The organism is Micromonospora sp. WMMD987, from assembly GCF_029581435.1.
GTDB classification, from domain to species: domain Bacteria; phylum Actinomycetota; class Actinomycetes; order Mycobacteriales; family Micromonosporaceae; genus Micromonospora; species Micromonospora rifamycinica.
Window position 1 is genome coordinate 4,692,480 of the sequence record NZ_CP120861.1, and the last position, 25,815, is coordinate 4,718,294.

28 protein-coding genes and 1 riboswitch are annotated in these 25,815 nt (G+C 73.9%); of the genes, 4 read left to right on the top strand and 24 right to left on the bottom strand.

What is annotated here, in order from left to right:
* Positions 1-16: 16 nt before the first annotated feature.
* From pheS to O7612_RS19710, 8 genes are all read right to left on the bottom strand, one after another.
* A complete protein-coding gene (gene pheS, locus O7612_RS19675; RefSeq protein WP_282266341.1) occupies positions 17-1,096 on the bottom strand; it encodes a phenylalanine--tRNA ligase subunit alpha in 1,080 nt (359 codons plus the stop codon).
* Between the two features lie 224 nt (positions 1,097-1,320).
* Positions 1,321-2,160, bottom strand: a complete 840-nt coding sequence (locus O7612_RS19680) for an RNA methyltransferase (protein WP_282266343.1) — start codon at positions 2,158-2,160, stop codon at positions 1,321-1,323.
* A gap of 30 nt (positions 2,161-2,190) precedes the next feature.
* Positions 2,191-2,583, bottom strand: coding sequence for a 50S ribosomal protein L20 (gene rplT, locus O7612_RS19685; RefSeq protein ID WP_067305147.1), 393 nt, complete (start codon positions 2,581-2,583; stop codon positions 2,191-2,193).
* Between the two features lie 32 nt (positions 2,584-2,615).
* Positions 2,616-2,810, bottom strand: coding sequence for a 50S ribosomal protein L35 (rpmI, locus tag O7612_RS19690; RefSeq protein WP_026267805.1), 195 nt, complete (start codon positions 2,808-2,810; stop codon positions 2,616-2,618).
* 18 nt (positions 2,811-2,828) lie between these two features.
* Positions 2,829-3,479, bottom strand: coding sequence for a translation initiation factor IF-3 (gene infC / locus O7612_RS19695; RefSeq protein ID WP_282266348.1), 651 nt, complete (start codon positions 3,477-3,479; stop codon positions 2,829-2,831).
* A 398-nt stretch (positions 3,480-3,877) separates the two neighbouring features.
* The gene (locus tag O7612_RS19700; RefSeq protein ID WP_282266350.1) at positions 3,878-4,351 is read right to left on the bottom strand and encodes a PH domain-containing protein; all 474 of its coding nucleotides are present in this window, start codon (positions 4,349-4,351) and stop codon (positions 3,878-3,880) included.
* Positions 4,352-4,396: 45 nt separating this feature from the next.
* Positions 4,397-5,242 (bottom strand): ATP phosphoribosyltransferase, encoded by an 846-nt coding sequence (hisG, locus tag O7612_RS19705; RefSeq protein WP_282266352.1) that lies wholly within the window; start codon positions 5,240-5,242, stop codon positions 4,397-4,399.
* A 45-nt stretch (positions 5,243-5,287) separates the two neighbouring features.
* Positions 5,288-5,551: a phosphoribosyl-ATP diphosphatase gene (locus tag O7612_RS19710; RefSeq protein WP_067305135.1), complete on the bottom strand. Its 264-nt coding sequence runs from the start codon at positions 5,549-5,551 to the stop codon at positions 5,288-5,290.
* A gap of 197 nt (positions 5,552-5,748) precedes the next feature.
* Here O7612_RS19710 and O7612_RS19715 point away from each other — a divergent pair, with 197 nt between their 5' ends.
* Genes O7612_RS19715 through O7612_RS19725 form a run of 3 tightly spaced genes read left to right on the top strand, consistent with a single transcriptional unit; the run spans position 5,749 to position 8,276 of the window.
* Positions 5,749-6,621: a transporter substrate-binding domain-containing protein gene (locus O7612_RS19715; RefSeq protein ID WP_282266356.1), complete on the top strand. Its 873-nt coding sequence runs from the start codon at positions 5,749-5,751 to the stop codon at positions 6,619-6,621.
* Entirely contained in the window at positions 6,618-7,499 is an 882-nt protein-coding gene (locus O7612_RS19720) for an amino acid ABC transporter permease (protein ID WP_348774241.1), read from the top strand. The genes O7612_RS19715 and O7612_RS19720 overlap by 4 nt, the downstream gene beginning before the upstream one ends.
* A 33-nt stretch (positions 7,500-7,532) precedes the next feature.
* Positions 7,533-8,276, top strand: a complete 744-nt coding sequence (locus tag O7612_RS19725; RefSeq protein ID WP_282266358.1) for an amino acid ABC transporter ATP-binding protein — start codon at positions 7,533-7,535, stop codon at positions 8,274-8,276.
* Positions 8,277-8,422: 146 nt separating this feature from the next.
* On the opposite strand, the gene ribH is transcribed toward O7612_RS19725, so the two are convergent.
* The 7 genes from ribH to rpe form a co-directional block, all read right to left on the bottom strand.
* Entirely contained in the window at positions 8,423-8,923 is a 501-nt protein-coding gene (ribH, locus tag O7612_RS19730) for a 6,7-dimethyl-8-ribityllumazine synthase (RefSeq protein ID WP_282273963.1), read from the bottom strand.
* Between the two features lie 2 nt (positions 8,924-8,925).
* Positions 8,926-10,203, bottom strand: coding sequence for a bifunctional 3,4-dihydroxy-2-butanone-4-phosphate synthase/GTP cyclohydrolase II (locus O7612_RS19735; protein ID WP_282266360.1), 1,278 nt, complete (start codon positions 10,201-10,203; stop codon positions 8,926-8,928).
* Positions 10,200-10,895: a nicotinamide riboside transporter PnuC gene (pnuC, locus tag O7612_RS19740; RefSeq protein WP_067305118.1), complete on the bottom strand. Its 696-nt coding sequence runs from the start codon at positions 10,893-10,895 to the stop codon at positions 10,200-10,202. Before pnuC ends, O7612_RS19735 begins: the two co-directional genes overlap by 4 nt.
* Positions 10,892-11,584: a riboflavin synthase gene (locus O7612_RS19745; RefSeq protein ID WP_282266365.1), complete on the bottom strand. Its 693-nt coding sequence runs from the start codon at positions 11,582-11,584 to the stop codon at positions 10,892-10,894. The genes pnuC and O7612_RS19745 overlap by 4 nt, the downstream gene beginning before the upstream one ends.
* Position 11,585: 1 nt before the next feature.
* On the bottom strand, positions 11,586-12,647 hold the full coding sequence (gene ribD / locus O7612_RS19750) for a bifunctional diaminohydroxyphosphoribosylaminopyrimidine deaminase/5-amino-6-(5-phosphoribosylamino)uracil reductase RibD (protein ID WP_282266367.1): 1,062 nt from the start codon (positions 12,645-12,647) through the stop codon (positions 11,586-11,588).
* Positions 12,648-12,786: 139 nt separating this feature from the next.
* A riboswitch (FMN riboswitch) is annotated at positions 12,787-12,957 on the bottom strand.
* Positions 12,958-13,019: 62 nt separating this feature from the next.
* Positions 13,020-13,979: a response regulator gene (locus O7612_RS19755; RefSeq protein ID WP_282266369.1), complete on the bottom strand. Its 960-nt coding sequence runs from the start codon at positions 13,977-13,979 to the stop codon at positions 13,020-13,022.
* A 2-nt stretch (positions 13,980-13,981) separates the two neighbouring features.
* Entirely contained in the window at positions 13,982-14,662 is a 681-nt protein-coding gene (rpe, locus tag O7612_RS19760) for a ribulose-phosphate 3-epimerase (RefSeq protein ID WP_282266371.1), read from the bottom strand.
* 258 nt (positions 14,663-14,920) lie between these two features.
* Between rpe and O7612_RS19765 the strand changes: the two genes are divergently transcribed.
* Positions 14,921-15,811 (top strand): septum formation family protein, encoded by an 891-nt coding sequence (locus O7612_RS19765; protein ID WP_282266372.1) that lies wholly within the window; start codon positions 14,921-14,923, stop codon positions 15,809-15,811.
* Positions 15,812-15,944: 133 nt separating this feature from the next.
* On the opposite strand, the gene O7612_RS19770 is transcribed toward O7612_RS19765, so the two are convergent.
* The 9 genes from O7612_RS19770 to O7612_RS19810 form a co-directional block, all read right to left on the bottom strand.
* A complete protein-coding gene (locus O7612_RS19770; protein ID WP_282273964.1) occupies positions 15,945-17,441 on the bottom strand; it encodes a transcription antitermination factor NusB in 1,497 nt (498 codons plus the stop codon).
* A 29-nt stretch (positions 17,442-17,470) separates the two neighbouring features.
* A complete protein-coding gene (gene fmt / locus O7612_RS19775) occupies positions 17,471-18,397 on the bottom strand; it encodes a methionyl-tRNA formyltransferase (protein ID WP_282266373.1) in 927 nt (308 codons plus the stop codon).
* A 7-nt stretch (positions 18,398-18,404) separates the two neighbouring features.
* Complete coding sequence (gene def, locus O7612_RS19780; RefSeq protein ID WP_282266375.1) at positions 18,405-18,965, bottom strand: peptide deformylase; 561 nt, start codon at positions 18,963-18,965, stop codon at positions 18,405-18,407.
* 136 nt (positions 18,966-19,101) lie between these two features.
* A complete protein-coding gene (locus O7612_RS19785; protein WP_282266377.1) occupies positions 19,102-20,085 on the bottom strand; it encodes an AAA family ATPase in 984 nt (327 codons plus the stop codon).
* Positions 20,086-20,276: 191 nt separating this feature from the next.
* Positions 20,277-22,334 (bottom strand): primosomal protein N', encoded by a 2,058-nt coding sequence (locus tag O7612_RS19790; protein ID WP_282266379.1) that lies wholly within the window; start codon positions 22,332-22,334, stop codon positions 20,277-20,279.
* A gap of 59 nt (positions 22,335-22,393) precedes the next feature.
* Positions 22,394-23,587 (bottom strand): methionine adenosyltransferase, encoded by a 1,194-nt coding sequence (gene metK, locus O7612_RS19795; protein WP_282266382.1) that lies wholly within the window; start codon positions 23,585-23,587, stop codon positions 22,394-22,396.
* Positions 23,588-23,676: 89 nt separating this feature from the next.
* Entirely contained in the window at positions 23,677-24,885 is a 1,209-nt protein-coding gene (coaBC, locus tag O7612_RS19800; RefSeq protein ID WP_282266384.1) for a bifunctional phosphopantothenoylcysteine decarboxylase/phosphopantothenate--cysteine ligase CoaBC, read from the bottom strand.
* A 14-nt stretch (positions 24,886-24,899) separates the two neighbouring features.
* Positions 24,900-25,163: a DNA-directed RNA polymerase subunit omega gene (gene rpoZ / locus O7612_RS19805; RefSeq protein WP_007075826.1), complete on the bottom strand. Its 264-nt coding sequence runs from the start codon at positions 25,161-25,163 to the stop codon at positions 24,900-24,902.
* A 135-nt stretch (positions 25,164-25,298) separates the two neighbouring features.
* Positions 25,299-25,799, bottom strand: coding sequence for a guanylate kinase (locus O7612_RS19810; RefSeq protein WP_282266386.1), 501 nt, complete (start codon positions 25,797-25,799; stop codon positions 25,299-25,301).
* Positions 25,800-25,815 lie beyond the last annotated feature (16 nt).

Genomic DNA, 25,815 nt, shown 5'->3' on the forward strand with positions numbered 1-25,815 from the left:
TCGTACCCGCATCGCCCTACGCCCCGGCCCCGAACGCGCGGGTGAACCGCACGTCGCCCTCGGCCATGTCCCGCATGTCGCTGACCCCGTGCCGGAACATCACCGTCCGGTCGATGCCCATGCCGAACGCGAACCCGGAGTAGACCTCCGGGTCGATGCCGCAGGCCCGCAGCACCCTCGGGTTGACCATGCCGCAGCCGCCCCACTCGACCCAGCGCGGGCCGTCGCGGTGCTCGGGGAACCAGACGTCGAACTCCCCCGACGGCTCGGTGAACGGGAAGTAGTGCGGACGCCAGCGGGTCTTCGCGCCCTCGCCGAACATGGCCCGGGCGAAGTGGTCCAGGGTGCCGCGCAGGTGCGCCATCGTGATGCCCCGGTCGACCACCAGGCCCTCGACCTGGTGGAAGACCGGCGCGTGGGTGGCGTCCAACTCGTCGGTGCGGTAGACCCGGCCGGGCACCACCACGTAGATGGGGGGCTTGCGGGTGAGCATGGTGCGCGCCTGCACCGGCGAGGTGTGGGTGCGCAGCACCAGGCCGGAGGCGTCCGCGCCCGGCGGTGGTGCGATGTGGAAGGTGTCCATCAGCCCGCGCGCCGGATGGTCGGCGGGGATGTTCAACGCGTCGAAGTTGGTCCACTCCAGCTCGACCTCGGGGCCCTCGGCCACCTCGTAGCCCATCCCGACGAACAGGTCGCTGATCTGCTCCATCAGGGTGGACAGCGGGTGCCGGGCGCCCCGGGGCCGCCGGTCGTACGGCAGGGTCACGTCGACCCGTTCCTCGACCAGCACCCGGGCGGCCTGCTCCCGCTCCAGCACCTCGGCGCGGGCGGCGTAGGCGGACTCGATCGCCCGGCGGGCCTCGTTGACCCGCTTGCCGGCGTCGGACTTCGCGGCCGGCGGCAGCGCGCCGATCTCCCGGCGGGCCAGCGACACCGGGGACCGGTCGCCGAGGTGCGCGGGGCGCAGCGCGGTCAACGCGTCGGGGTCGGCGGCGGTGGCGAACGCCTGCTCGGCGTCGGCCACGGCCCCGGCCAGGGCGGCCGGGTCGAGCAGGGCGACCTGCTTCGGGTCGTACGGATCGTTGCGGTAGCTCATGGCGTACGGGCACTCCCTCACGGCGGCGCCGGCCCTCCCGGGCGGCTAGGCGAGTCTACGGACGCGCGGCGATGCCGCAGCCCGCCGGTGGGAGTCGCGCGCGGGAAGGGTCAGGCCCGCCGCCCGCCGACACCGGCGGGCTGGCTAAACGAACGCCGTGGCGCGTTCCTCAACTGACCGGCTCCCTGGGTGGCGTGCGGGTGACGGGGGGCGCGTGACCGGGGTCAGCGCAGTGCTCGGGCTGAAGCGTACAGGCAGACCGCGGCCGCCGCAGCCAGGTTCAGGCTCTCGGCCCGTCCGTGCAGCGGCACCCGGACCCGGGCGTCGGCGACGGCGGTCAGCTCCGCGGGCAGGCCGTGCGCCTCCGAGCCGAACAGCCAGGCGGTGGGCGCGGCGAGCCGGCCGTGGTCGGCGAGGTCGTCCAGGTCGCTGTCGCCGTAGCCGGTGGTGGCGAAGACCGAGAGACCGGCGGCGCGCAGCGCGTCGACCGTCGCGGGCAGGTCCGGATCGCGGACCACGTCGACGTGGAAGAGGCTGCCGGCCGAGGCCCGCACGCACTTGCCGTTGTACGGGTCGACGGTGTCCCCGGCGAAGACCACCGCGCCCGCGCCGGCCGCGTCGGCGGTCCGCAGCACGGTGCCGGCGTTGCCCGGGTCACGGATTCCGGCGAGCACCGCGACCAGGCGGGGTCCGCGCGCCAGGGCGGTCGCCAGTGGTACGTCGAGATGCCGGCAGACGGCGACCAGCCCCTGCGGGGCGACGGTCTCGGTCAGCGCGGCCAGGGCCTCGTCGGTGACCTCGGAGACCGGCAGGTCGGACCGGGCGGCCCGGGCCGCCAGCTCGGCGTGCCGGTCCAGCGCGGCCGGAGTGCCGAACAGTTCCACCACCGTGCCGGTGCCGTCGAGCGCCTCGCGGACCGCCTGCGGCCCCTCGGCCAGGAACCGGCCGGTGGCGTCCCGGTCCCGCCGACGGTGCAGCCGCCGGGCGGCGACCACCCGCGGGGTCCGCGGGGTGAACGGGCCGGCGACGGCATCGAGGCGTCTCCCGCGCGCTGGTGAGTGCATGGGAGACGCCTCGATCTGCTGCCGGGTGGGTCAGGCGGCCTGAGCCGCGGCGCCACCGGTGCCCTCGGCCGTCACGGCGGCGCGGGCCAGCTCGACGATCGCGGCGAACGCCGCGGCGTCGTGGACGGCCAGGTCGGCCAGGATCTTGCGGTCGACCTCGATACCGGCCAGCCGCAGGCCCTGGATGAGCCGGTTGTAGGTCATGCCGTTGGCCCGGGCGCCAGCGTTGATGCGCTGGATCCAGAGCTGCCGGAAGTCGCCCTTGCGGTCACGACGGTCCCGGTAGGCGTACTGCATCGAGTGCAGCACCTGCTCCTTGGCCTTGCGGTACAGCCGGGAGCGCTGACCGCGGTAACCACTCGCGGTCTCCAGCAGGGTACGACGCTTCTTCTGGGCGTTCACAGCCCGCTTGACGCGTGCCATCTCAACTCCTTGTTAGGTAAAGGTGGCGCGCGTCAGCGGCCGAGCAGCTTCTTGATTCGCTTGACGTCAGCCTTGGCCAGCTCGACCGTGCCGGTCAGCCGCCGGGTCTGGGTGGAGGGCTTCTTCTCCAGGTTGTGGCGAAGGCCGGCCTGCTGGGCGACGATCTTGCCCTTGCCGGTCACCTTGACCCGCTTGCCCATACCCGTGTGGCTCTTCATCTTCGGCATGTGGAACGTCTCTCCCTGTTACTGGCCGCTGGGGTCAGCGGTCGGGCCGGTCTCGCCGGCTGCTGCGGTCTCGCCGGCCACCGGGGCCTCACCCTGTGCCGGCGGCGCGGACTCGTCCGTGGTCCGGTCCCGGGGACCGGTGCGGGACGCCGTGGCGGCGACCGCGGAGGCCTTGACGGCCCGGTGCGGAGCGAAAACCATGATCATGTTACGACCGTCCTGCTTCGGAGCGGCCTCGACGTATCCCAGGTCCGTGATCTCGGACTCGAGCCGGCGCAGGAGCCGGTAACCCAGCTCCGGGCGGCTCTGCTCGCGACCGCGGAACATGATCGTCACCTTGACCTTGTCGCCCGCCTTGAGGAACCGCACCACGTGACCCTTCTTGGTCTCGTAGTCGTGCGGGTCGATCTTCGGCCGGAGCTTCATCTCCTTGATGACGGTCTGCTGCTGGTTACGCCGCGCTTCGCGCGCCTTGAGTGCGCTCTCGTACTTGAACTTGCCGAAGTCCATGAGCTTGCACACCGGCGGGCGCGCCATCGGCGCAACCTCGACCAGGTCCAGGTCGACGTCCGCGGCCAGCTGCAGGGCGCGCTCCAGCGGGACGATACCCACCTGCTCACCCTCAGGGCCGACCAGTCGGACCTCACGTGCCCGGATCTGATCGTTCACGCGTGGTTCGACGCTGATGGGGCCTCCTCGAGTCGGATCTGCCGGGTAGCCGACCCCGCGCGGCCCCCGGGTGGGGGCGACCCGGAAAGCAGAAGGCCCCGGCGCATGCCAGGGCCCGCTCGACCGGTCGGCACGATCATATGATCGCGCATCCGGCACCGGGACAGGCCCGGAACCGGTGACCGGACCCGGCCACCTCGTGGAGGCGACTCGGGTGGGAGCAGGCGCTCCGCTTCAGGACCACCCGCACGCCGCAGGCGGGGGCAGTCTGGTCGACGTACCTACACTACACCCGCACCCGACCGTCCCCCAAACCGGGGCCCCAGGTCAGCGGAGGCCCACGCCCGGTGCGGACCTACCCGCACCGGGCAGCCGGGCGGGGGCGTCGGCCGCGACGCTCACAGGTGGGTCGACGCGCCGCCGAGGCGGGACAGGTGGGCCTGGTGCAGCCGACGCAGCGCCCGCACCCCGTCGACCGCGATCTCCTTGTCGGCCGCCTGGAGGGCCACCATCGGCAGCAGGTCGTCGTCGTGCAGCTCCAGGCTGGCCCAGGGTGCGCCCCGGTCGAAACGCACCCCCCGGACCACCTCCCAGGGCAGCTCGTACGAGCCGAGCACGTTGCGCACCCGGACCCCACGGGCGTCCGCCTCGACCCGGGGCCGGGTGAACAGCAGGATGCCGAGCGCGCCGAGCACCCCGAGGCCGACCATCGCGAACTGGTCGCCACGCTGGAACGTGCCGTAGCCCTCACCGGTCGTCCCGGTCAACGAGGTGGCCACCAGGCTGAAGACCACCAGCAGGGCGATCGCCGAAGCCCAGCAGACGACCCGGATGCGACGCGGCTTGAGGCGGATCAACTCGGTGTCGCTCACCCGACCAGTCTGCCACCCGCCCCCGGCCGCCCGCGCGGCGGCGGCTCAGAGTCGACAGGCGTGGATGTTGGTGACCAGGATGGCGCGGGCGCCCAACTCGTACAGCTCGTCCATGATCCGGTGCACGTCGTCGCGGAGGACCATCGCCTGCACGGCGACCCAACCCTCCCGGTGCAACGGGGAGACCGTCGGCGACTCGATGCCCGGGGTGAGCGCGCTGGCCCGGTCGAGCAACCCGGCCGGCACGTCGTAGGCGAGCATCACGTACCGGCGGGCCACCAGCACCCCGTGCAGCCGGCGCAGCAACTGCTCCGCCTGCGGGTGCGCCGGCGCGGCGGCCCGGCGGACCAGCACCGCCGAGGAGCGCAGCAGCGGATCGCCGAAGACGACCAGCCCGGCCTGGCGCAGCGTCGCGCCGGTCTCCACCACGTCGGCGACGACGTCGGCGACCCCGAGCCGGATGGCGTTCTCCACCGCGCCGTCGAGCCGGATCACGTCGGCCTTGACGCCGAGTTCGGCCAGATAACGCTCGACCAGCCCCGGATACGCGGTGGCGATCCGGTGCCCGCCCAGCTCCTGGACGTCGCCGACGTCCTCGGGACGGGCGGCGAACCGGAAGGTGGCCCGGCCGAACGCCAGGTCGACCACCTCCTCGGCGGGTGCGCCCGAGTCGATCAGCAGGTCCCGGCCGGTGATCCCGACGTCCAGGTCACCCGAGCCGACGTAGGTGGCGATGTCCTTGGGCCGCAGGTAGAAGAACTCGATGTCGTTGGCCTCGTCCGGGCAGACCAGGTCCTTGGGGTCGGTGCGCTGGCGGTAGCCCGCCTCGCGCAGCATCTGGGCGGCCTTCTCGGCCAGGGCGCCCTTGTTGGGTACGGCGACACGCAGCATGACGGAGTGCTCCTTCGATCGGATCAGACCAACGACGCGGCGCACTCACAGATGTCGGTAGACGTCCTTCAACTCCAGGCCACTGGCCAGCATGAGCACCTGCACCTGGTAGAGCAGCTGGGAGATCTCCTCGGCGGTGCGCTCCGGCCCCTCGTGCTCGGCGGCCATCCACGACTCGGCCGCCTCCTCGACGACCTTCTTGCCGACGAAGTGCACCCCCTTGGCCAGGGCGTCGACCGTGCCCGAGCCCGGCGTGCCGGCGGCGGCCTTGGCCTGGAGCTCGGCGAACAACTCCTCGAACGTCTTCACGAAACCGGATTCTTCCAGCCGCCCGTCGGGACCGTGCGCCCCGGGTCCGGCCGTGTCGCCCCGCCCACCGTCGGCCTCCCGCTGGCTGGGACGACGGCCGGCGGCGGCGACCCGGCCGGGCCGGGCGGATATCGATCTCCCATCTACCTGACGGGACACCTTCCCGGGAATCGGCGATCTTCTTTATCCTGGCGGCCATGGTCAGCAGCAGCTCACGTACCCGCACGGCCGCCGTCGCCGCCGCCGCGCTCCTGGTCGCCGTGGCCGGATGCGCGCCTCAGGAGAACGTCCCCACCCCCGACGCCGCCCCCACCGCGTCCTCCTGCACCAAGGAGGGGTTGAAGACCCGGACGCCGGGCAAGCTCACCGTCGCCACCGACGAACCCGCGTACGCGCCGTGGTTCAAGGACAACAAGCCGGACAACGGCGAGGGCTTCGAGGCCGCCGTCGCGTACGCGGTCGCCGAGAAGCTCGGGTACGCCCGCGCGGACGTCACCTGGACCCGGGTGAAGTTCGACGCCGCCATCGCCCCCGGCCCGAAGAACTTCGACTTCGACGTCAACCAGTTCTCCATCACCGAGGAGCGCAAGCAGGCGGTCGACTTCTCCCCGCCGTACTACCTGGTGCGGCAGACGGTCATCGCGCTCAAGTCGTCGAAGATCGTCGGCAAGAAGTCGGTGGCCGACCTCAGGGACGCCAAGCTCGGCGCGCAGGTCGGCACGACCAGCTACCAGGCGATCACCGACCTGATCAAGCCGAAGGCGAAGCCCCAGGTCTACAACAGCAACGACGACGCCAAGAAGGCCCTGCAGAACGGTCAGCTCGACGGCCTGGTGGTCGACCTGCCCACCGCGTTCTACATCACCGGCTCGGAACTCACCGACGCCACCGTGGTCGGGCAACTGCCGCAGGTCGGGGCTCCGGAGGCGTTCGGCCTGCTGCTGGACAAGGACTCCCCGCTCACCTCCTGCGTCAGCCGGACGATCGGGGAACTCGCCGAGGCCGGCACCCTCAAGCAGTTGGAGCAGCAGTGGCTCGCCCAGGTGGCAGGGGCGACCGAACTCCAGTGAGCCACCCGCCGCCCCGCCCACCCGACATCCCGACGCCGCACCGGCAGCACGTCCCCTCGGCGGCCCAGCGGCGACGGGCCGCGTACCGGCGGCGGCAGACGACGCGCAGCGTGCTGGTCGCCGCCGCCTCCACGGCGGTGCTCGGCACGCTGCTGGTCGTCGCGGTCACCGGGGCACCCGGCTGGGACCGGGTCCGCCGGTCGTTCCTCGATCCGGCGATCGCCCGGGACGCGCTGCCCGACGTGCTCGCCGGGCTGTGGCTCAACGTCCGGCTGCTGGTCTGCTGCGCGGTCGGAGCGCTGCTGCTCGGTCTGCTGGTCGCGCTGCTGCGCACCCTGCGCGGGCCGGTCTTCTTCCCGGTCCGGGCGCTCTCGGCGGGCTACACGTACACCTTCCGCGGCCTGCCGCTGATCATCGTGCTGTACGTGCTCACCCTGGGTGTGCCCGGCCTGCGGTTGCAGGGCATGCCACCGGTGCTGGTGCTCGGCGGTCTGGCGCTGGTGCTCACCTACGGCGGCTACCTGGCGGAGGTGTTCCGGGCCGGCATCGAGTCGGTCCACCCGAGCCAGCTCGCGGCGGCCCGCTCGCTGGGACTGACCTACCGGCAGACCATGCGGCACGTGGTGCTGCCGCAGGCCGTCCGGCGGGTCGCGCCGCCGCTGCTCAACGACGTGGTGGCGTTGCAGAAGGACGTCGGGCTGGTCTCCCTGGCCGGGCCGATCGACGCGGTCCGGGCGGCCCAGATCGCCACCGCGCAGACCTTCAACTACACCCCGTACATCCTGGCCGGGGTGCTGTTCGTGCTGCTCGCCATCCCGCTGATCGCGGTCACCGACTGGGTGACCCTGCGCTCGGCCCGACGCCAGTCCGGAGGCTGAGATGGCCGTGTCGACGACCCGCCGGAGGCGACGATGGCCGTACTGACCTGTCGGGGGCTGCGCAAGGAGTTCGGCGGGCAGGTGGTGCTCGACGGCCTCGACCTGACCGTGGACGAGCACCAGGTGGTGGCGCTGATCGGGGCGTCCGGCTCGGGCAAGTCGACGTTGCTGCGCTGCGTCAACCTGCTCGAGGAACTGGACGACGGCACCATCGAGCTGGACGGCGAGGAGATCTCCGGTCCCCGGGTCGACCCCGACCGGGTGCGTCGGCGCATCGGCATGGTCTTCCAGTCGTACAACCTGTTTCCGCACCTGAGCGTGTTGGAGAACGTCACCCTCGCCCCGCGCCGGGTGCACCGGCGGGGGCGGGCCGAGGCCGAGGCGCAGGCCCGGGAACTGCTCGACCGGGTGGGGTTGGGCGCGAAGGCGGACGCCTATCCCGACCGGCTCTCCGGTGGCCAGCAGCAGCGGGTGGCGATCGTCCGGGCGCTGGCCAACTCCCCCCGCCTGATGCTGCTGGACGAGGTCACCTCGGCGCTCGACCCGGAACTGGTCGGCGAGGTGCTGTCGATGATCCGCGACCTGAAGGCCGACGGGATGACGATGGTGCTGGCCACCCACGAGATGGGGTTCGCCCGGGACGTCGCCGACCAGGTCTGCTTCCTCGACGCCGGCCGGGTGGTCGAGGCCGGGCCGCCCGCCCGGGTCCTCGGCGAGCCGACCCAGCCACGGACCCGGCAGTTCCTCAGGCGGATCATCGAGGCCGGCCGGCTCTGACCGTGCGACGGCGGCCCGGACCGTCCGCCGGGACCGGCAGTCCGGGCCGGGCGGACAGTCCGGGCCGGGCGGACAGTCCGGGCCGGGCGGACAGTCCGGGCCGGGCGGACAGTCCGGGCCGGGCGGACCCGAACGCCGGGACGGGGTCAGCCGGCGAAGCCGACCCGCTGGGCGTTGGCGACGGCGACGGACCGCAGCGCCAGCGCGGCGTCCAACGCCGCCACGGTCGCCGCCCAGCCCTTGTCCTCGGCGGACCCGGGCAGCCCGGCCCGGTCCCGGGCCTGCGCGAGGGTGTCCACGGTCAGCACCCCGTGCGCCACCGGCTTGCCCTCGTCCAGGGCGATCCGGGTCAGCCCGTCGGTCACCGACCGGCAGACGTAGTCGAAGTGGGCGGTCGTCCCCCGGACCACCACACCCAGCGCCACCACCACGTCGCAGCGCCGGGCCAGGGCCTGGGCCACCACCGGCAGCTCCACCGAGCCGGCCACCCGGGCGGTCACCGCCCGCGCCCCGCACGCCTGCGCGGCGGCGACGGCCCGGTCGAGCATGTGGTCGGTCAACTCGGCGTGCCAGCGCGCGGCCACCACCCCGACGGTCAGCCCGGCGGCGTCCACCGGGGTCGCTCCGGGTTCACCGAAACCCGCCATGGTCATACTCCGATCTCGTCGCCGGGGACCGGGACACCCATCGGGGCCTCGGTCACCTCGTCCAGCTCGTCCAACAGGTGGCCCATCCGGTCCCGCTTGGTCCGCAGGTAGCGGACGTTCTCCGGGTGCGGCCGGACCGGCAGCCCCTCCCGGCCGGTGACGGTCAGCCCGTACCCCTCCAGCCCGGCCCGCTTGGCCGGGTTGTTGGTGAGCAGCCGCATCGACCGCACGCCCAGGTCGTAGAGGATCTGCGCGCCGGTGCCGTAGTCCCGGGCGTCGGCCGGCAACCCCAGGTCGAGGTTCGCGTCCACGGTGTCGCGGCCCTGGTCCTGGAGCTGGTACGCCTGGAGCTTGTGCAGCAGGCCGATCCCCCGCCCCTCGTGTCCGCGCACGTAGAGCACCACTCCCCGCCCCTCCCGGGCGACCCGGGCCAGCGACGCCTGCAACTGTGGCCCGCAGTCGCAGCGCAGCGAGCCGAAGACGTCCCCGGTCAGGCACTCGGAGTGCACCCGGACCAGCACGTCGTGACCGTCACCCAGGTCGCCGATGACCAGCGCGACGTGCTCGGCCGGGTCGTGCTCGGCCCGGTAGCCCAGCGCCCGGAACACCCCGTGCGGGGTGGGCATCCGGGCCTCGGCCACCTGCTCCACCTGCTTCTCGTGCCGCCGCCGGTAGGCCACCAGGTCGGCGATGGTGACCAGGGTGAGCGCGTGCTCGGCGCAGAACTTCTCCAGGTCCGGCAGGCGCATCATGGTGCCGTCGTCGTTGACCAGCTCGCAGAGCACCCCGGCGGGACGCAGCCCGGCCAGCCGGGTCAGGTCGACCGCCGCCTCGGTGTGCCCCGGTCGACGCAGCACCCCGCCGGAGCGTGCGCGCAGCGGCACCACGTGGCCGGGGCGGGCCAGGTCCGTCGGGGCGGTGGCCGGGTCGGCGAGCAGCCGGATGGTGTGTGCCCGGTCCGCGGCGGAGATCCCGGTGCTGACCCCCTCCCGGGCGTCCACGGTCACCGTGTACGCGGTGCCGCGCCGGTCCTGGTTGGTGTGGTGCATCGGCGGCAGGTCCAGCCGGTCGCACTCCGCCTCGGTCAGCGGGACGCAGACGTACCCGGAGGTCCAGCGGACCATGAAGGCGAGCAGTTCCGGGGTGGCCAGTTCGGCGGCGAAGATCAGGTCGCCCTCGTTCTCCCGGTCCTCGTCGTCGACCACCACCACGGGACGGCCGGCGGCGATCTCCGCCACCGCCTCCTCGATCCGGGCGAAGGTGACCGCCTGGGTGCTCATGCCACGACCTCCGAGTAGGTGGACGGGATCGGTGTCGTCGCCGCGCGGACGGTCCGCGAGCTGCGCCACCAGGCGGCGAAACCCCAGACGCAGAGGGCGCCGTAGACCAGGTACATGACCGCCGAGGGATAGAAGCCGCCGCGCAGCAGCAGTGGTACGCCCACCGCGTCCACGGCGATCCAGACCAGCCAGAACTCCACCCAGCCCCGGGCCATGCCGTAGGTGGCCAGCAGACTGCCGGTGAGGATCCAGGCGTCCGGCAGCGGCCCCCACGAGCCGAGCGCGGCGAGCAGCGGATAGCCCAGTGCGGTGCCGACGGCGGCGGCGAGCAGCAGGCCCAGCCGTTCCCGACCGGTGGCCCAGCGGGGGGTGACCGCCGGTGCATCCCCACCCTGACGGCGGTTGCGTGACCACCGCCACCAGCCGTAGACGCTGACCGCGAAGAAGAAGACCTGCCGACCGGCCTGGCCGTAGAGGTCGTGTGCCTGCGGGGTGGCGAACACCCCGCCGAGGAAGACGGTGAACAGCAACCCGTTGCCGATCATGCCGACCGGCCAGGCCCAGACCTGCCGTCGCAGCCCGAGCAGCGCCGAGGCCAGCCCGAAGCCGTTGCCGACGATCTCCCGGACCAGCACCGGGGCGCCGAGGAGGTGCACCTGGGCGTCGAGCAGCCAACCGAGCGGCCCGGTCACCGGGCACCACCGTCGGCCGGCGGGGTCGCCGGACCACCGGCACCGTCGGCCAGCGCCGCGGCGGCCAACCCCCCGACCGGGGCCGGGTCGGTCGCCGGGCGGGTGGTGAGGAGGCGTTCGACGTACTTGGCCAGCACGTCGACCTCCAGGTTGACCGGCGCACCGACATCCCGCACCCCGAGCGTGGTGAGCTTCAGGGTGGTCGGGATCAGCCCGACGGTGAACCAGTCGTCGCCGACCGCCGCCACGGTCAGCGACACCCCGTCGACGGTGATCGAGCCCTTCTCCACCACGTACCGGGCCAGCGCGGCGGGGAGCCGGAACCGCAGCGTCTCCCACTGGGCGGCCGGTTCCCGGGAGAGCACCGCGCCGACCCCGTCGACGTGCCCCTGCACCAGGTGCCCGCCGAGCCGGCTGTTCAGCGCGGCGGCCCGCTCCAGGTTGACCGGGTCGCCGGGGCGCAGCCCGCCGAGCGCGGAACGCCGCAGGGTCTCGCCCATCACGTCGGCGGTGAACACCCCGCCGTCGACGTCGACCACGGTCAGACAGACCCCGTTGACCGCGATGGAGTCGCCGTGCCGGGCGTCCGAGGTGACCAGCGGGCCGCGGATCGCGACCAGCGCCGAGTCACCCCCCGTGTCGGCGATCCGGACGACCTCGCCCAACTCCTCGACGATGCCGGTGAACATCTCAGGCCTCCCTCTTCCGGGGCAGCGCGGTGATCCGCAGGTCGGAACCGACCCGGGTGACGTCGGTGATCTCCAGGTCGATGGCGTCGGCGATGGTCGTCACACCCGCGTCGACCAGCGCGGTCGGGCCGCCCCCGAGCAACTTCGGCGCGACGTACCCGACGACCCGGTCGACCAGGCCGGCGGCGAGGAACGCGCCGGCCAGCCGGGGGCCGCCCTCCAGCAGCGCGGCACGTACCCCGCGGTGGTGCAGCTCGGCCAGCAGGGCCGGCAGGTCCACCCGGCCGTCCGGGCCGGCCCCGACCTCCGCGACGGTCGCGATCCAGGTCCGGGCGGCGCCGTCGCGGACCCGGGCGTCGACCGGGGTACGCCCCGCGCTGTCCACCACCACCCGCAGCGGCTGCCGGATGGCCAGGGTGCCGTCGCGCAGGTTGCGGGCGGTCAGCCGGGGATCGTCGGCGAGCACGGTGCCCACCCCGGCGACGACCGCGTCCACCGTGCCGCGCAGCGCGTGCACGTCCATCCGGGCGGCCTCGGAGGTGATCCACATGCTGCTGCCGTCGGCCGCCGCCGACCGGCCGTCGAGGGTGGCGGCGTACTTCCAGATCAGGTACGGCCAGCCCCGCCGCATCGAGGTCAGCCAGGCGACGTTGCCGGCCTCGGCCTCGTCGGCGCGTACCCCGAACTCCACCCGCACCCCGGCGGCGCGCAGGGTGGCCGCGCCCCCCGAGGCGACCGGGTTCGGGTCGGGCACGGCGACGACGACCCGGGCGATCCCGGCGCGGATCAGCGCGTGACTGCACGGGCCGGTGCGCCCGGTGTGGTCGCAGGGCTCCAGGGTGACCACCGCGGTCCCGCCCCGGGCCCGCTCGCCGGCCTGGGCGAGCGCGACGATCTCGGCGTGCGGACCGCCGGTGTAGGCGTGGAAACCCTCCCCGACCACGACGCCGTCCGCGTCGAGCAGCACGCAGCCGACGACCGGGTTGGGACTGGTGGTGCCGAGGCCGCGGGCGCCCAGTTCGATGGCACGGCGCATCGCCTCGTCCACGGAGACGCCGCCCATGCCCTGCCCTCTCGCTCGCCGGTCCGCGCGGGCGGTGCGGGAGGAGCGGGAGCAGGCAGCGGCGGAACCGGGAACGGCAGGGCCGCCCCCGGGGAGCCCACGCGCAGCCGGATGACGCCCGCGCAGGGCCGCCCCGCCCGCGCGCTGTCTCCCATCCGGACTGTCGGGGGTGCGGACGAGCCGCTCCCCCACCGTCGGCCCCGGATTCTCACCAGGTCCACCGGGCGGCAGAGCCGTCCGGGTCGCGGGCTTACCACGTCGAGCGTGGATCACCGCCGGTTCGGAATTTCACCGAGCCCCGCCAGCGCGTGGTGGGTACCTCCGCAGTCTTACACGTTCACCCGGCCGGTCCGCCACCTCCAGGGGGCTACTTCACACCCCGTCGGCTCGTCGCCGGTCCACCGCGACGTATGACCCCGGTTGGCTCTTGGCGACCGTTTTCATCTCGCTGGCCACGGCGATCGCGTCCAGGGGGTCGGTGAAGCGCTTCCTGGCGTCCGAGAGCGAGACGCCGATCGACAGCGTGACCAGGGCCGCCCGCCGGATGTTGCCCCGGCGGTCCTTCAGCTCGACGAATCCGCGCTCCCGGTCGGACGGGTCGTAGAGGGTGTCGGCGGACTTCTCGAAGTCGACCACGGCCCGGGAGGTCAGCGGACGGATCTGCTCGGGCGCGCAGACGATCACGAAGTCGTCGCCGCCGACGTGGCCGAGGAAGGCCGGTGGCAGCCCGATCGCGACCACCGCCCGGTGCAGGCTGCGGGCCAGCGCCGAGATGAACTCGTCGCCCCGGACGAAGCCGTACCGGTCGTTGACGCTCTTGAACCGGTCGATGTCGATGTAGCCGACGGCGTAGTCGACGCCGCTGCGGACCCGGTCGCTGATCTCCCGGCGGATCCGGCTGTTACCGGGCAGGCCGGTCAGCGGGGAGACCTCGCGGAACTCCTTGTTGCGGCGCAGCGTGGAGCTGACCCGGGCCACCAGCTCGGCGGTGTCGAACGGCTTGACCAGGTAGTCGTCCGCGCCGGCGCTGAGCCCGTGCACCTTGTCCACGGTCATCCCCTTGGCGGTCAACATGATCACCGGCAGCGCCGAGGTGATCGGGTTGGCCCGCAGCCGCCGGGTCAGCTCCAGACCGTCGATGCGCGGCATCATCAGGTCCACCACGGCCAGGTCCGGCCGGTGCCGCTCGATCATGTCGAGGGCCTCCTGGCCGTCACCGGCGTGCAGCACCTCGAAGCCGTGCAGCCGCAGGTTGAACTCGACGAATCGGGCGATGTCCTCGTCGTCGTCGACGACCAGGATCACGTCGGGACGGTCGCCGGTGGGCTCCACCCTCAGGCCCCGGCGGTGGCGCGCTCCGCGAGCCCGCGCAGGCGGCGGACCGCCTCGGCCGGATCGGCCGCCCCGTAGACGGCGGTGCCGGCGACGAAGGCGTCCGCGCCGGCCGACGCGGCCTGCTCGATGGTGTCGGCGGCGATCCCGCCGTCCACCTCGATGCGCAGTTCCAGGTGGCCGCTGTCGACGTGCCGGCGGGCCGCCCGCACCTTGTCCAGCAGCTGCGGGATGAACCGCTGGCCGCCGAAGCCCGCCTTGATCGTCATGATCAGCAGGGTGTCGAAGCTGGGCAGCAACTCCAGGTACGGCTCGATCGGGGTGTCCCGGTCGATGGCCAGCCCGGCCTTCGCCCCGGCCGAGCGGAGGTCCTTGGCGAGGGCCACCGGGTCGTCGCACGCCTCGGCGTGGAACGTCACGTTGTACGCGCCGGCGTCGGCGTAGCCGGGTGCCCACCGGCGCGGGTCGGTGATCATGAGGTGCACGTCGAACGGGAGCTGGGTGACCGCCCGGAGGCTCTGCACCACCGGCAGGCCGATGGTGAGGTTGGGGACGAAGTGGTTGTCCATCACGTCGACGTGCAACCAGTCCGCGGCGCCCTCGACGGCGCGGACTTCATCGGCGAGGCGGGCGAAATCGGCGGCGAGGATGCTGGGCGCGATGATCGACGGCGGTACGGTCACAGGGCAAGTGTACGAACGCGGCCACCCGCCGCGGACAGCACGGCACCATGGGCGACATCCCGTGATCCGGGCGTGACCCACGGTGTCCGAACCGGTCCCTCCGGATCGAATCGGGGACGATGGGCCGGTGATGACTGGCCGAACGGTCCCGGTACGGCGACACTCCATCGGGGACGGTCACGTATGCTGCTCGCCCGGCGGCGGGCAATGCCACGTGGGGCGCGGCGACGGACCGTCAGCTCCCGGAAAGGGCGGACGATGCGACGGTGGCTCGTGGCGCTGGCGCTGGCCGGCGCGGTGACGGTGGCGCTCAGCGGCTGTGCGCCGCAGCACAGCGCCGACGGGGATCTGATCGACGACTGGCCGGTGCTGCCGGTGGCCCAGGCGTTCGTGCCCGCCACCGACGCCTGCCTGCCCCGGATAACCCCGGTGGTGCAGGCCGGCACCTACGACACGGTGGACTGCGCCCGCAGCCACCTGGCCGAGGCCATCCACGTCGGCACCTTCACCGGCGCGGTGGTCCGGGGCGACCGGCCCGAGCCGGGGTCCGCCGCGCTGCGCCCCGCCCGCGCCGAGTGCGACCAGCGGGCCCGGGCCGTGCTCGGTGGCGACTGGCACTCGGCCCGGCTCACGATGAACATCGCGCTCCCGGCGAACTCGGCGTGGAACAGCGGTGCCCGCTGGTTCCGTTGCGACCTCAGCGAGACCGACAGCATCGACAACACCCGGCCGGTGAACCGGGTCGGCAGCCTGCGCGGGGCGATGGTCGGCGACAACCCGCTCAGCCACCGGTGCTTCGACCCCAAGCTGATCGGCAACAACCTCAACTACATGGCGCCGGTGCTCTGCTCCGAGCCGCACCGCGCCGAGTTCGTCGGTGTCTACCTGGAGCGCAGCGATCTGAGCTGGGCCGAGTTCAGTCGCACCAACCAGCGGGTGCACCGGCGCTGCATGGCGCTGATCGCCGGTTTCGCCGAGGTGCCCAACAACGGCGAGCTGCCGTACCGGGCCGGCTCCATCTTCTATCCGCCGTCGCAACGGGAGTGGGAGGAGGGCGACCGGGGAATCCGCTGCTTCCTGTGGAGCGACGACCGGAAGCTGACCCGCTCGATGCGCGGCGTCGGCCCCAAGGGCCTCCCCGTCATCTGACCCACCCACCCCACCCCCCTTCCCCTGCCCACCGGTGGGATCAGGAGGCTCGCGTCAGGAGATCACGCGACAGGTGGCCCGGACCTCCTGACCACCGAGGCGAAGGGGCGGACGAGGGGGTGGGGTCCGGGGGTCAGGAGGTGCGGCGGAGCAGGGCCAGGAACATGGCGTCGGTGCCGTGCCGGTGGGGCCAGAGCTGCACCGTCGGGCCGCCACCGAGGCCCGGCATGCCGGCCGGGAACAGCGGGCGGGCGTCGACGAAGTCCGCCGGCACACCCGCCCGGCGGGCGGCCTCGGTGACCGTCACGTGCGTCTCCACGGTGTGCGGGGAGCAGGTCACGTAGCCGACCAGACCACCCGGACGGGTCGCCCGCAGCGCGGCGGTGAGCAGTTCCCGCTGCAACCGGGTCAGCGGCGGCAGGTCCGACGGCTGTCGCCGCCAGCGCGACTCCGGACGGCGGCGCAGCGAACCCAGCCCGGTGCACGGGGCGTCGACCAGCACCCGGTCGAAGTGCCCCTCCGCGAGCTTCGGGCCCGCCCCGACGGTGCGGCCGTCGGTGTGCAGGACGCTCACCGGCAACCCCCGGGTGGCCTGTTCGACCAGCCTGGCCCGGTGCTCGGCGACCTCCACCGCGGTCAGCCGGGCACCCCGCTGCGCGGCGAGCGCGCCGAGCAGCCCGGCCTTGCCACCGGGACCGGCGCACAGGTCCAGCCAGCGGCCGTCGGGACCGTCGAGCGGGGCCGCCACCAGCGCGTTCGCCACCAGCTGTGAGCCCTCGTCCTGCACGTGCGCCCGGCCGTCGGCCAGTGCCGGCAGCTCGCCCGGGGCACCGCCGCGCAGGTAGACCGCGTACGGGGAGAACGCGCCCGGGGCACCGCCCACCTCGTCGGCCACGTCGGCCGGGTCGGCCCGACCGGGGCGGACGCACAGGTGCACCGGCGGACGCTCGTTGTTCTCGATCAGCAGGCGGGTCACCTCACCCAGGTCACCGCCGAGGGCGTCGGCGAAGGCCCGGACGATCCACTGCGGGTGGCTGTAGGTCACCGCCAGGTGGCCGATCGGGTCGGCCGCCATGGTCGGGGCCAGCCTGGCCACCCAGGCGTCGAGATCCTGGCCGGCCACCTCGCGCAGCACCGCGTTGGCGAACCCGGTCGCGCCCTCGCCGACCGTGCGGACCAGGTCGACCGTGGACGACACGGCGGCGTGGGCCGGCACCCGGGTGTGCAGCAACTGGTAGGCCCCCAGCCGCAGCGCGTCGCGTACCGGCGGGTCGATCCGCTCGACGTCCCGACCGGCCGCGGCGGTGAGGATGGTGTCCAGGGTGCCGACCTGGCGCAGGGTGCCGTAGGTCAGCTCGGTGGCGAAGGCGGCGTCCCGCCCGGTCAGCCCCTGCTCACGCAGGATCGTCGGCAACACCAGGTTGGCGTACGCGTCGTCGCGGTGCACCGCCGCGACGGCCTGGTAGGCGGCGTGCCGGGGCAGGTCCACCGCCGGCCGGACCGGTCGGCCGGGCCGCCGGTCGACGCCACCCCGGTCGGCCCAGCCGCCGGAGCGGGCCGGACGGTCGCCCCGGAAGCCGCCCGCGGGCCGGTCGGGACGCCGGTCGTCAGCGCGCTGCTCGCGGCGCACGCCGTCGGCGGGTCGCCGGGTCGGCCCGGTCACGCGAGTTCCTCCCCGCCGCCGACCCGGACACCGCGCGCCCAGTCGCTCGCCGGCATGGCCTTCTTGCCCGCCGCGCGCACCTCACCGAGCCGCACCGGCACGGTCGCCGTGCCGGCCAACACGCGGGACTTCTCCACCAGCAGTTCTCCAGGCTTCAGTCGGGGGCCGTCGCCGACCAGGGTCACCGGGCCGAGCTTGACCCGGTCGCCGCGGAAGGTCGTCCACGGGCCGGGGGCGGGGGTGCAGGCGCGGATCCGACGGTCCACCGCGAAGGCGGGGTCGGTCCAGCGCACCCGGGCGTCGTCCACGGTCAGCTTCGGGGCCAGCGAGACCCCGTCGGCGGGCTGCGGCTCGGCCCGCGCCGTCCCCGCCCCGATCGCGTCCAGGACGGCCACCAGCAGCCCGGCACCGGAGTGGGCGAGGCGCTCCAGCAGGTCGCCGGAGGTGTCGGTGGGCCGGATCTCGTCGGTCAGGGTGCCGTAGACCGGGCCGGTGTCCAGCCCCTGCTCCAGCTGGAAGACGCTGGCCCCGGTCAGCTCGTCGCCGTGCAGCACCGCGTGCTGGACGGGGGCCGCGCCCCGCCAGGCGGGCAGCAGCGAGAAGTGCAGGTTGACCCAGCCGAACCGGGGGATCTCCAGCGCCGCCGGGGGCACCAGCGCGCCGTACGCCACGACCGGCACGCAGTCGGGGGCCAGCGCGCCGAGCCGGTCGAGGAAGTCGGGCTCCCGGGGCCGGGCCGGGGTGAGCACCTCGACGCCGTGCTCGTCGGCCCAGGCGGCGACGGGCGAGCGGAGCACCCCCCGGCCCCGACCGGCGGGCGCGTCGGGGCGGGTCACCACGGCCACCAGCTCGTGCCCGGAGGCGTGTACGGCGGCCAGGGCGGGGACGGCGACCGCCGGCGTGCCGGCGAAGATCAGACGCATCGGCGGGTCACCGGCCCAGACCGAAGGGGTTGCCGGCGGAGTGCGGGCTGACCTTCACCGTCGGCGGGGCGGCCTCGTCGTACCAGTCGGCCTGACGGATCGCCTTCATGGCCTCCTTGCGCCCGGCCGGGTCCAGCCGGTCGAGGAAGAGCACGCCGTCGAGGTGGTCGGTCTCGTGCTGGACACAGCGGGCCATCAGCCCGGTGCCGACGATCTGCAACGGGTCGCCGTAGCCGTTGAAGCCCTTGGCGATGACGTTCTGCCGGCGCTTGGTGTCGAAGTAGAGCCCGGGAATCGACAGACAGCCCTCCGGGCCGTCCTGCTCCTCGGTGTCGGGGAACTCCAGGACCGGGTTGACCAGGTGGCCGAGCACGTCGTCCACCTCGAAGGTGAAGACCCGCAGGCCCACGCCGAGCTGCGGGGCGGCCAGCCCGGCACCGCCACGGTCGCGCATCGTGTCGGTGAGGTCGGCGACGAGCCTACGCAGCTCGACGTCGAAGTCGACGACCGGATCGGCCGGCGTGCGCAGCACCGGATCCCCGAACAGACGGATGGGCTGGACGGTCACGCGGGGTGGCTCCTTCGTTGGACGGCGTGGTGCCGTACCAGTCTACGGAGTGCCGCGGGCGGCACCGGGCGGCGTACCGCGATGCGCCGGGACCGGACCGCCGGATCCGGGAACGGGCGACCGTCGGCGGGGAGGATCAGGCGCCGGCGCCCGGTTCGCCGGCCAGCACCGCGTCCCCGCCGAGCAGCGCGTGTGCGGGCAGCGGGAGCCGGATGCCGTGGGCGGCCTCCCAGTCGTGCACGAGGCTGGGGCGCACGTGGGCGGCGAAGTAGTCGACGGCGCTGGTCTGCCCGACGACCGGCTCGTCCACCTCGGCGACGAGCTGCGCGGGCACCAGCGGGAAGCCGTTGCGCAGGGCGGCGCTGAGCCGGCGGTGGCCGTCGACGACGAAGAAGTACTCGCCGGTGAAGCCGATCCGCAGCGGGGCGAGGGCCTCGTCGCCGGCCGCCGCCAACTCCCCGACGAGCCCGGACCCGTCGAGTCCGCGCAGGCCGGCGACGTCCTCGGTGGGGTAGACCCGGGCCGGGTCGAGCAGCAGCAGCGGGGGGGCGTCGCGCAGCACGTCGGCGGCGAGCCGGCCCTCGTACGCGTCGACGATGTGCTCGATGACCTCGGCGGCGGAGGCCCGGGTGGTGTCGCAGACCAGGTCGTAGTTGCGCAGCCGGGCCTTGTCGACGCCGTAGCGGAGGATGAACCTGTTCCGTTCGCTCTCGCTGCGTTCGCGGAGCTTGGCCTCCGCCTCGGCCAGCGAGGTGTAGCTCTCGGCCGGGCCGGAGGGCCGCAGCAGCACCCGCCGGGCCGCCTCGGCCGGCTCGGTGATCATGTGCACCTTGAGCGCGTCGGTGAAGAAGTGCCAGGCCAGCCGGGAGTCCATCACCAGGGATTCGCCGGAGGCGGCGATGTCCCGCTGGAGCTGGTCGACGTAACCGTCGACGGCCTGGTCCAGCTCGGCGTGCAGGTTGAGCTGGAGGGCGGTCATCTGCCGCTCCTGGGCCATCTGCCGGTAGAGGTCACCGACGCTGACCCGGCGCAGGCCCAGCCGCTGGGCGATCTCGACGGAAACGGTGCTCTTGCCGCTGCCGAGGTCACCGTTGAAGACGATCGACTGACGAACGGTCACCACTGGCCCACCCTTGCTCACCGGCTGCTTGGCATCATCGATCTGGCGTCGGCTCGACGCGTTCCCGTCTCGTCGCGCCATCCGTGCGCCCCGGGTATGACGGGCGATGCTATCACGCGGGCATCCCCGGCCCCCCGCACACGGGGTGCGACGGCGGGCTGGCCAGGTGCTCCACCACGCTGACCGGCGACTCAGAAAAGGCTGAGCGGATCGACCTGGAGGCGGACCGGTTCGGCGGCCCGACGGGCACTGCGCACCCCGGCGGCGACGTGCAGCGCCTCGGCCAGCGCGGCGGCCCGGGACCGGGGCACCCGGACCAGCATCCGCTCCCGGTCCTGGTCGGCGGGGACCGGGCCGAGCACCTCCGCCTCGTCGGGCAGCCGGGCCTGGGCCAGCAGGTCGGCCACCGCGTCCGCGTCGCCGGTGACGCTGGCCATCCGGACCGCGGGCGGGAAGCCCAACTCCCGGCGCTCGGCCAGCTCCCGGGCGGCGAACCAGCCCGGATCCCAGCGCAGCAGCGCCTGCACCGGGGCGAGCGCGCCGTCGGCGACCACCACCACCTTCCCGCCGGCCGGGGCGGGCCGGGCCAGGGCGGCGGCGGACAGCCACCGACGCAGGGTCTCCTCACCGGCCCGCAGGTCCGCCCGGGTGAGCAGCGCCCAGGAGTCCAGCAGCAGCACCGCGCCGTACCCCCCCTCGGCCACCGGTTCGGCCCCCGGGGTGGCGATGACCAGACCCGCGCCCGCCGGGACGTCGGTCAGCACCTCGTCGCGGCCCGACGTGCGCACCGGCACCCCGGGAAAGGCCCGGCCCAGTTCCTCGGCGGTCCGCCGGGCACCGGTGACCGCCGCCCGCAGCCGCCGCCCACCGCACTGCGGACAGGCGTACGCGGCGACGACCCGACCGCACCAGCGGCAGGCCGGCGGCGCGTCGGCGGCCCGCAGCGCCAGCGGGCCGGAGCAGTGCGGGCAGCGGGCCGGGGTCCGGCAGTCGGCGCAGGAGACCGACGGCAGGTAGCCCCGACGGGGCACCTGGACCAGCACCGGAGCGTCCGCCCGCAGGGTGTCCCGGGCGGTGGTCCAGGCCAGGCTGGGCAGCCGGGCGGTCGCGGCCCCCGGATCCCGGGCCAGTTGCGGATCGTCGCCGGTCGGGGCGATGGCCGGGGTACGCGCCCGCAGGGTCGCCCGGTCCGCGACCACCTCACGGGCCCAGCCGGTTTCCACCAGGAGCTGCCCCTCCGCGGTCCGGGTCCACCCGCCGACCAGCGCGGCGGCCCCGCTGAGCCGGGCCCGGGTGAGCAGCACCTCGCGGGCGTGCGGGTAGGGCGCGCGTGGCTCGGCGTGCAGGTCGTCCCCGTCGTCCCAGATCGCCACCAGGCCGAGCCGCGCCACCGGGGCGAACATCGCGGCCCGGGTGCCGATCACCACCGGCACGTCGCCCCGCCGGGCGGCCAGGAAGGCACGGTAGCGCCGGGCCGGGCCGAGCGCGGCGGAGAGGGTCACGTGCCGGCCGGGGCCGAGCAGCGCGGTCAACGCCGCGTCGAGCCGGTCGAGGTCCCGGGCGTCGGCCACCACCACCACGGCGCCCCGACCACCGGCGAGGGTGGCGGCGACGGCGTCGGCGTACCGGGCGGCCCAGTCCTCGCCGGCCAGCGCCGACCAGACGGCCCGGGGCGTCCGGCCGTCGGCCAGCGCCGCCAGGTAGGCCGGACCGGCCGGATAGTCCCGCCACCCGCGCGGGTCGGTCACCACAGGACGCGGCGGCACCCCGATGCCGTCACCCGCACCGGGAACGGCCGGATCGGCGGCGGCAGGCGGATCAGCGGTGGCGGACGGACCGGCGGCAGGCGCGGCGGCGGCAGGCGGACCGACGGAGGCAGGCGGACCGACGGAGGCAGGCGGACCGACGGCCGGGGCCGGGGTGGCGCGGGGTTCCTTCTCGACCCGGGCGTGCCGGGGTGGGACGGCCAGCCGGAGCACGTCGGCGAGGTTGCCGGCGTACCGGTCGGCGACCGCCCGGGCCAGGCGGAGCACCTCCGCGGCCAGCACCGGCTCGGCGGAGACCACCTTCTCCAGGTACGCCAGCCGGCCGCCGTGGGTCGAGGCGTCGACACGTTCCAGCAGCCAACCGTCGACCAGCTGACCGGCGAAGCGGACCTTCACCCGCACCCCGGGGACCGCGTCGGCGGCCAGGCCGGCGGGGACCAGGTAGTCGAAGGGGCGGTCGAGGTGCGGCAGCGGGACGTCCACACAAACCCGAGCGACCGGCGACCCGTCCGCGGGTCGCCGGTCGCTGGGCGTGGTGCCGGTCAGGCGCCCGCTACCGACTTCAGGTCGGCCGCCCGGTCGGTGCTCTCCCAGGTCAGATCCGCCAGCTCCCGGCCGAAGTGGCCGTAGGCGGCGGTCTGCCGGTAGATCGGGCGGAGCAGGTTGAGGTCCCGGATGATCGCGGCCGGACGCAGGTCGAAGACCTCACCGACCGCCTTCTCGATCGCGGCCACCGGCACCGTCTCGGTGCCGAAGGTCTCGATGAAGAGGCTGACCGGGTGGGCCTTGCCGATCGCGTAGGCGACCTGCGCCTCGCAGCGCTCGGCCAGGCCGGCGGCGACCACGTTCTTGGCCACCCAGCGCATCGCGTACGCGGCGGAACGGTCCACCTTGGACGGGTCCTTGCCGGAGAACGCGCCGCCACCGTGCCGGGCGTACCCGCCGTAGGTGTCGACGATGATCTTCCGGCCGGTCAGCCCGGCGTCGCCCATCGGGCCACCGATCTCGAACCGGCCGGTCGGGTTGACCAGCAGCCGGTAGCCGTCGGTGTCCAGCCCCAGGTTCTCCAGCTCCGGAGCGATGACGTGGTCACGCACGTCCGGGGTGAGCAGCGAGTCCAGCGAGATGTCCGCGGCGTGCTGGCTGGACACCACGACGGTGTTCAGCCGGACCGGGCGCAGCCCCTCGTACTCGATGGTGACCTGGGTCTTGCCGTCCGGCCGCAGGTACGGGATGGTCCCGTCCTTGCGCACGGCGGACAGCCGCAGGGCCAGCCGGTGCGCGAGCGCGATCGGCAGCGGCATCAGCTCCGGCGTCTCCGAGCAGGCGAAGCCGAACATCATGCCCTGGTCGCCGGCGCCCTGCGCGTCCAACGCGCTCTCCGACGCCCCGGTCCGCAGCTCGAAGGCGTTGTCGACGCCCTGGGCGATGTCGGGCGACTGGGCGCCGATGGAGACGCTGACGCCGCAGGAGGCGCCGTCGAAGCCCTTCTTCGACGAGTCGTACCCGATGCCCAGGATCGTCTCGCGGACGATGGTGGGGATGTCGGCGTACGCCTTGGTGGTCACCTCACCGGCGACGTGGACCTGACCGGTGGTGATCAGCGTCTCCACCGCCACCCGGCTGTGCGGGTCCTGGGTGAGCAGGGCGTCGAGGATACCGTCGCTGATCTGGTCGGCGATCTTGTCCGGGTGGCCTTCCGTGACCGATTCGGACGTGAAGAGGCGGCGTGTCACGGGACTCCTAAGCTCTTTTGATAATCGTTGCGCAGCAGTCTAGTCATCACGGTGCGCCACCTTCGACCCCGTCGACGGGCATCCACCGTTCAGGAACGGTCGGCCCACTGGGCGAGCACCAGGTCCCACACCCGGTCGGCCAGCTCCTCCTTGGCCTGTTCCGGCAGGCGGTGCAGGGTGCCGTCCGCGCCGATCACGGTGGCCGTGTTGGTCTCGGCGCCGAAGACCTTGTCCACGCCGACCTCGTTGACGACCACCAGGTCGGCCCGTTTGCGGGCGAGTTTGGCCCGACCGTTGGCCTCGGCGTCGCCGGTCTCGGCGGCGAACACCACCAGCAGCTGCCCCGGGCGGCGCAGGCGCCCCCACTCGGCGGCGATGTCCGGGTTGGTGACCAGCTCGATGGTCGGCGCGCTGCCGTCATCCGACTTCTTGATTTTGCCGGTCGCGTAGTGCGCCGGCCGGAAGTCGGCCGGCGCGGCCGCCATCACCAGCGCGTCGGCGTCCTCGGCGGCGGCCAGGGTGGCCGTGCGCAGCTCCCCGGTGCTGCCCACCCGCACCAGGTCGACCCCGGCCGGGTCGGCCAGCGACACGTTGGCGCTGATCAGGGTGACCCGGGCACCGCGGGCGACGGCCGCGCGGGCGAACGCGTAACCCTGCTTGCCGGAGGAGCGGTTACCGAGGAACCGGACCGGGTCGAGGGGTTCCCGGGTGCCGCCGGCGGTGACCACCAGATGCCGACCGGCCAGGTCGGCGGGGGCGTCGACGCCCCGGGCGAGCACCCGGCGGGCGACGGCGAAGATCCCGGCCGGGTCGGGCAGCCGGCCCTTGCCGCTGTCGGCACCGGTGAGCCGGCCGACGGCGGGCTCGATCACCCGCACGCCCCGGCCGCGCAGGGTGGCGACGTTCGCGACGGTGGCGGGGTGCTCCCACATCTCGGTGTGCATCGCGGGAGCGAGCAGCACCGGGCAGCGGGCGGTGAGCAGGATGTTGGTGAGCAGGTCGTCGGCGAGGCCGTGGGCGGTCCGGGCCAGCAGGTCGGCGGTGGCCGGCGCGACCACCACCAGGTCGGCCCGCTGGCCGAGCCGGACGTGCGGGACCTGGTGGACCTCGGACCAGACGTCGTCGGCGACCGGCTGGCCGGACAGCGCCGCCCAGGTCGGCGCTCCGACGAAGCGGAGCGCCGACGCGGTCGGCACGACCCGGACCCGGTGGCCCGACTCCGTGAAGAGCCGCAGCAGCTCGCACGCCTTGTAGGCGGCGATGCCACCGCCGACTCCGAGCACGATCTCGGCGGACATCGGGGTACGGGCGACTACGGCTGGTCGGTCGGCTCGGCGGTGAGCAGGCCCGCGTTGATCTCGCGCATGGCGATGGAGAGCGGCTTCTCCTGCGGAGTGGTCTCCACGAGCGGGCCGACGTACTCGAGCAGGCCCTCGCCGAGCTGGCTGTAGTAGGCGTTGACCTGACGGGCGCGCTTGGCGGCGAAGATCACCAGCGCGTACTTCGAGGTGGTCTTCTCGAGCAGCTCGTCGATCGGCGGGTTGGTGATGCCCTCGGGGTTGGCGATGGATCCCACGAAATACCCTCTGCGTCTGAAGTGTCCGCGCGAGCGCGGCTGGTCGCTCGGCCACGCGGAGCGCGGCTGATCGCTCGGTCGCGCGGAACGCGACCGGCCGGTCGACCGCGACACCGCGGCCGGACGGAAGCCAGATTAGGACGAACCGAGCAAGCCTACCAGCTCATCGGCGGCGCGCTCGGTGCGGTCGTGTCGGACGGTGTGCGCGGCGCGGGCCGCGACGGCCGGGTCCGGGAGGTGTCCCGGCGGCAACAGCAGCACCAGGCGGACCCACGACAGGGCCGCTCGCAGGGCGAGCGCGCCGGGCAGGTCCAGCGGGAGCAGGACCGGCCGTCCCCGCGCCAGTCGGTCGACCAGCGGGGCGCGCGGGGTGCCCCGGCGGTACGGCCCGGCCCGGGACCACTCGAGCAGCTCGCCCGCGGCGATCATCCGATCGAACTCGACCGGCTCCCGGAAGAGCCGGTCGACACCGTCGGTCTCGCCGGGGCGACGCGCCCGGGTGGTCACCGGAACCGGCACCCACACGGAGGAGGAACGCACCCGGACCGCCTCGACCACACCGCCCCGACCGGCACCCGAAGGTCCGGTCAGGACGGTGAGCCGCACCGCCGGGCACGTCTCGTCATCCGTGCTCACCGCTTGTTTCTACCTG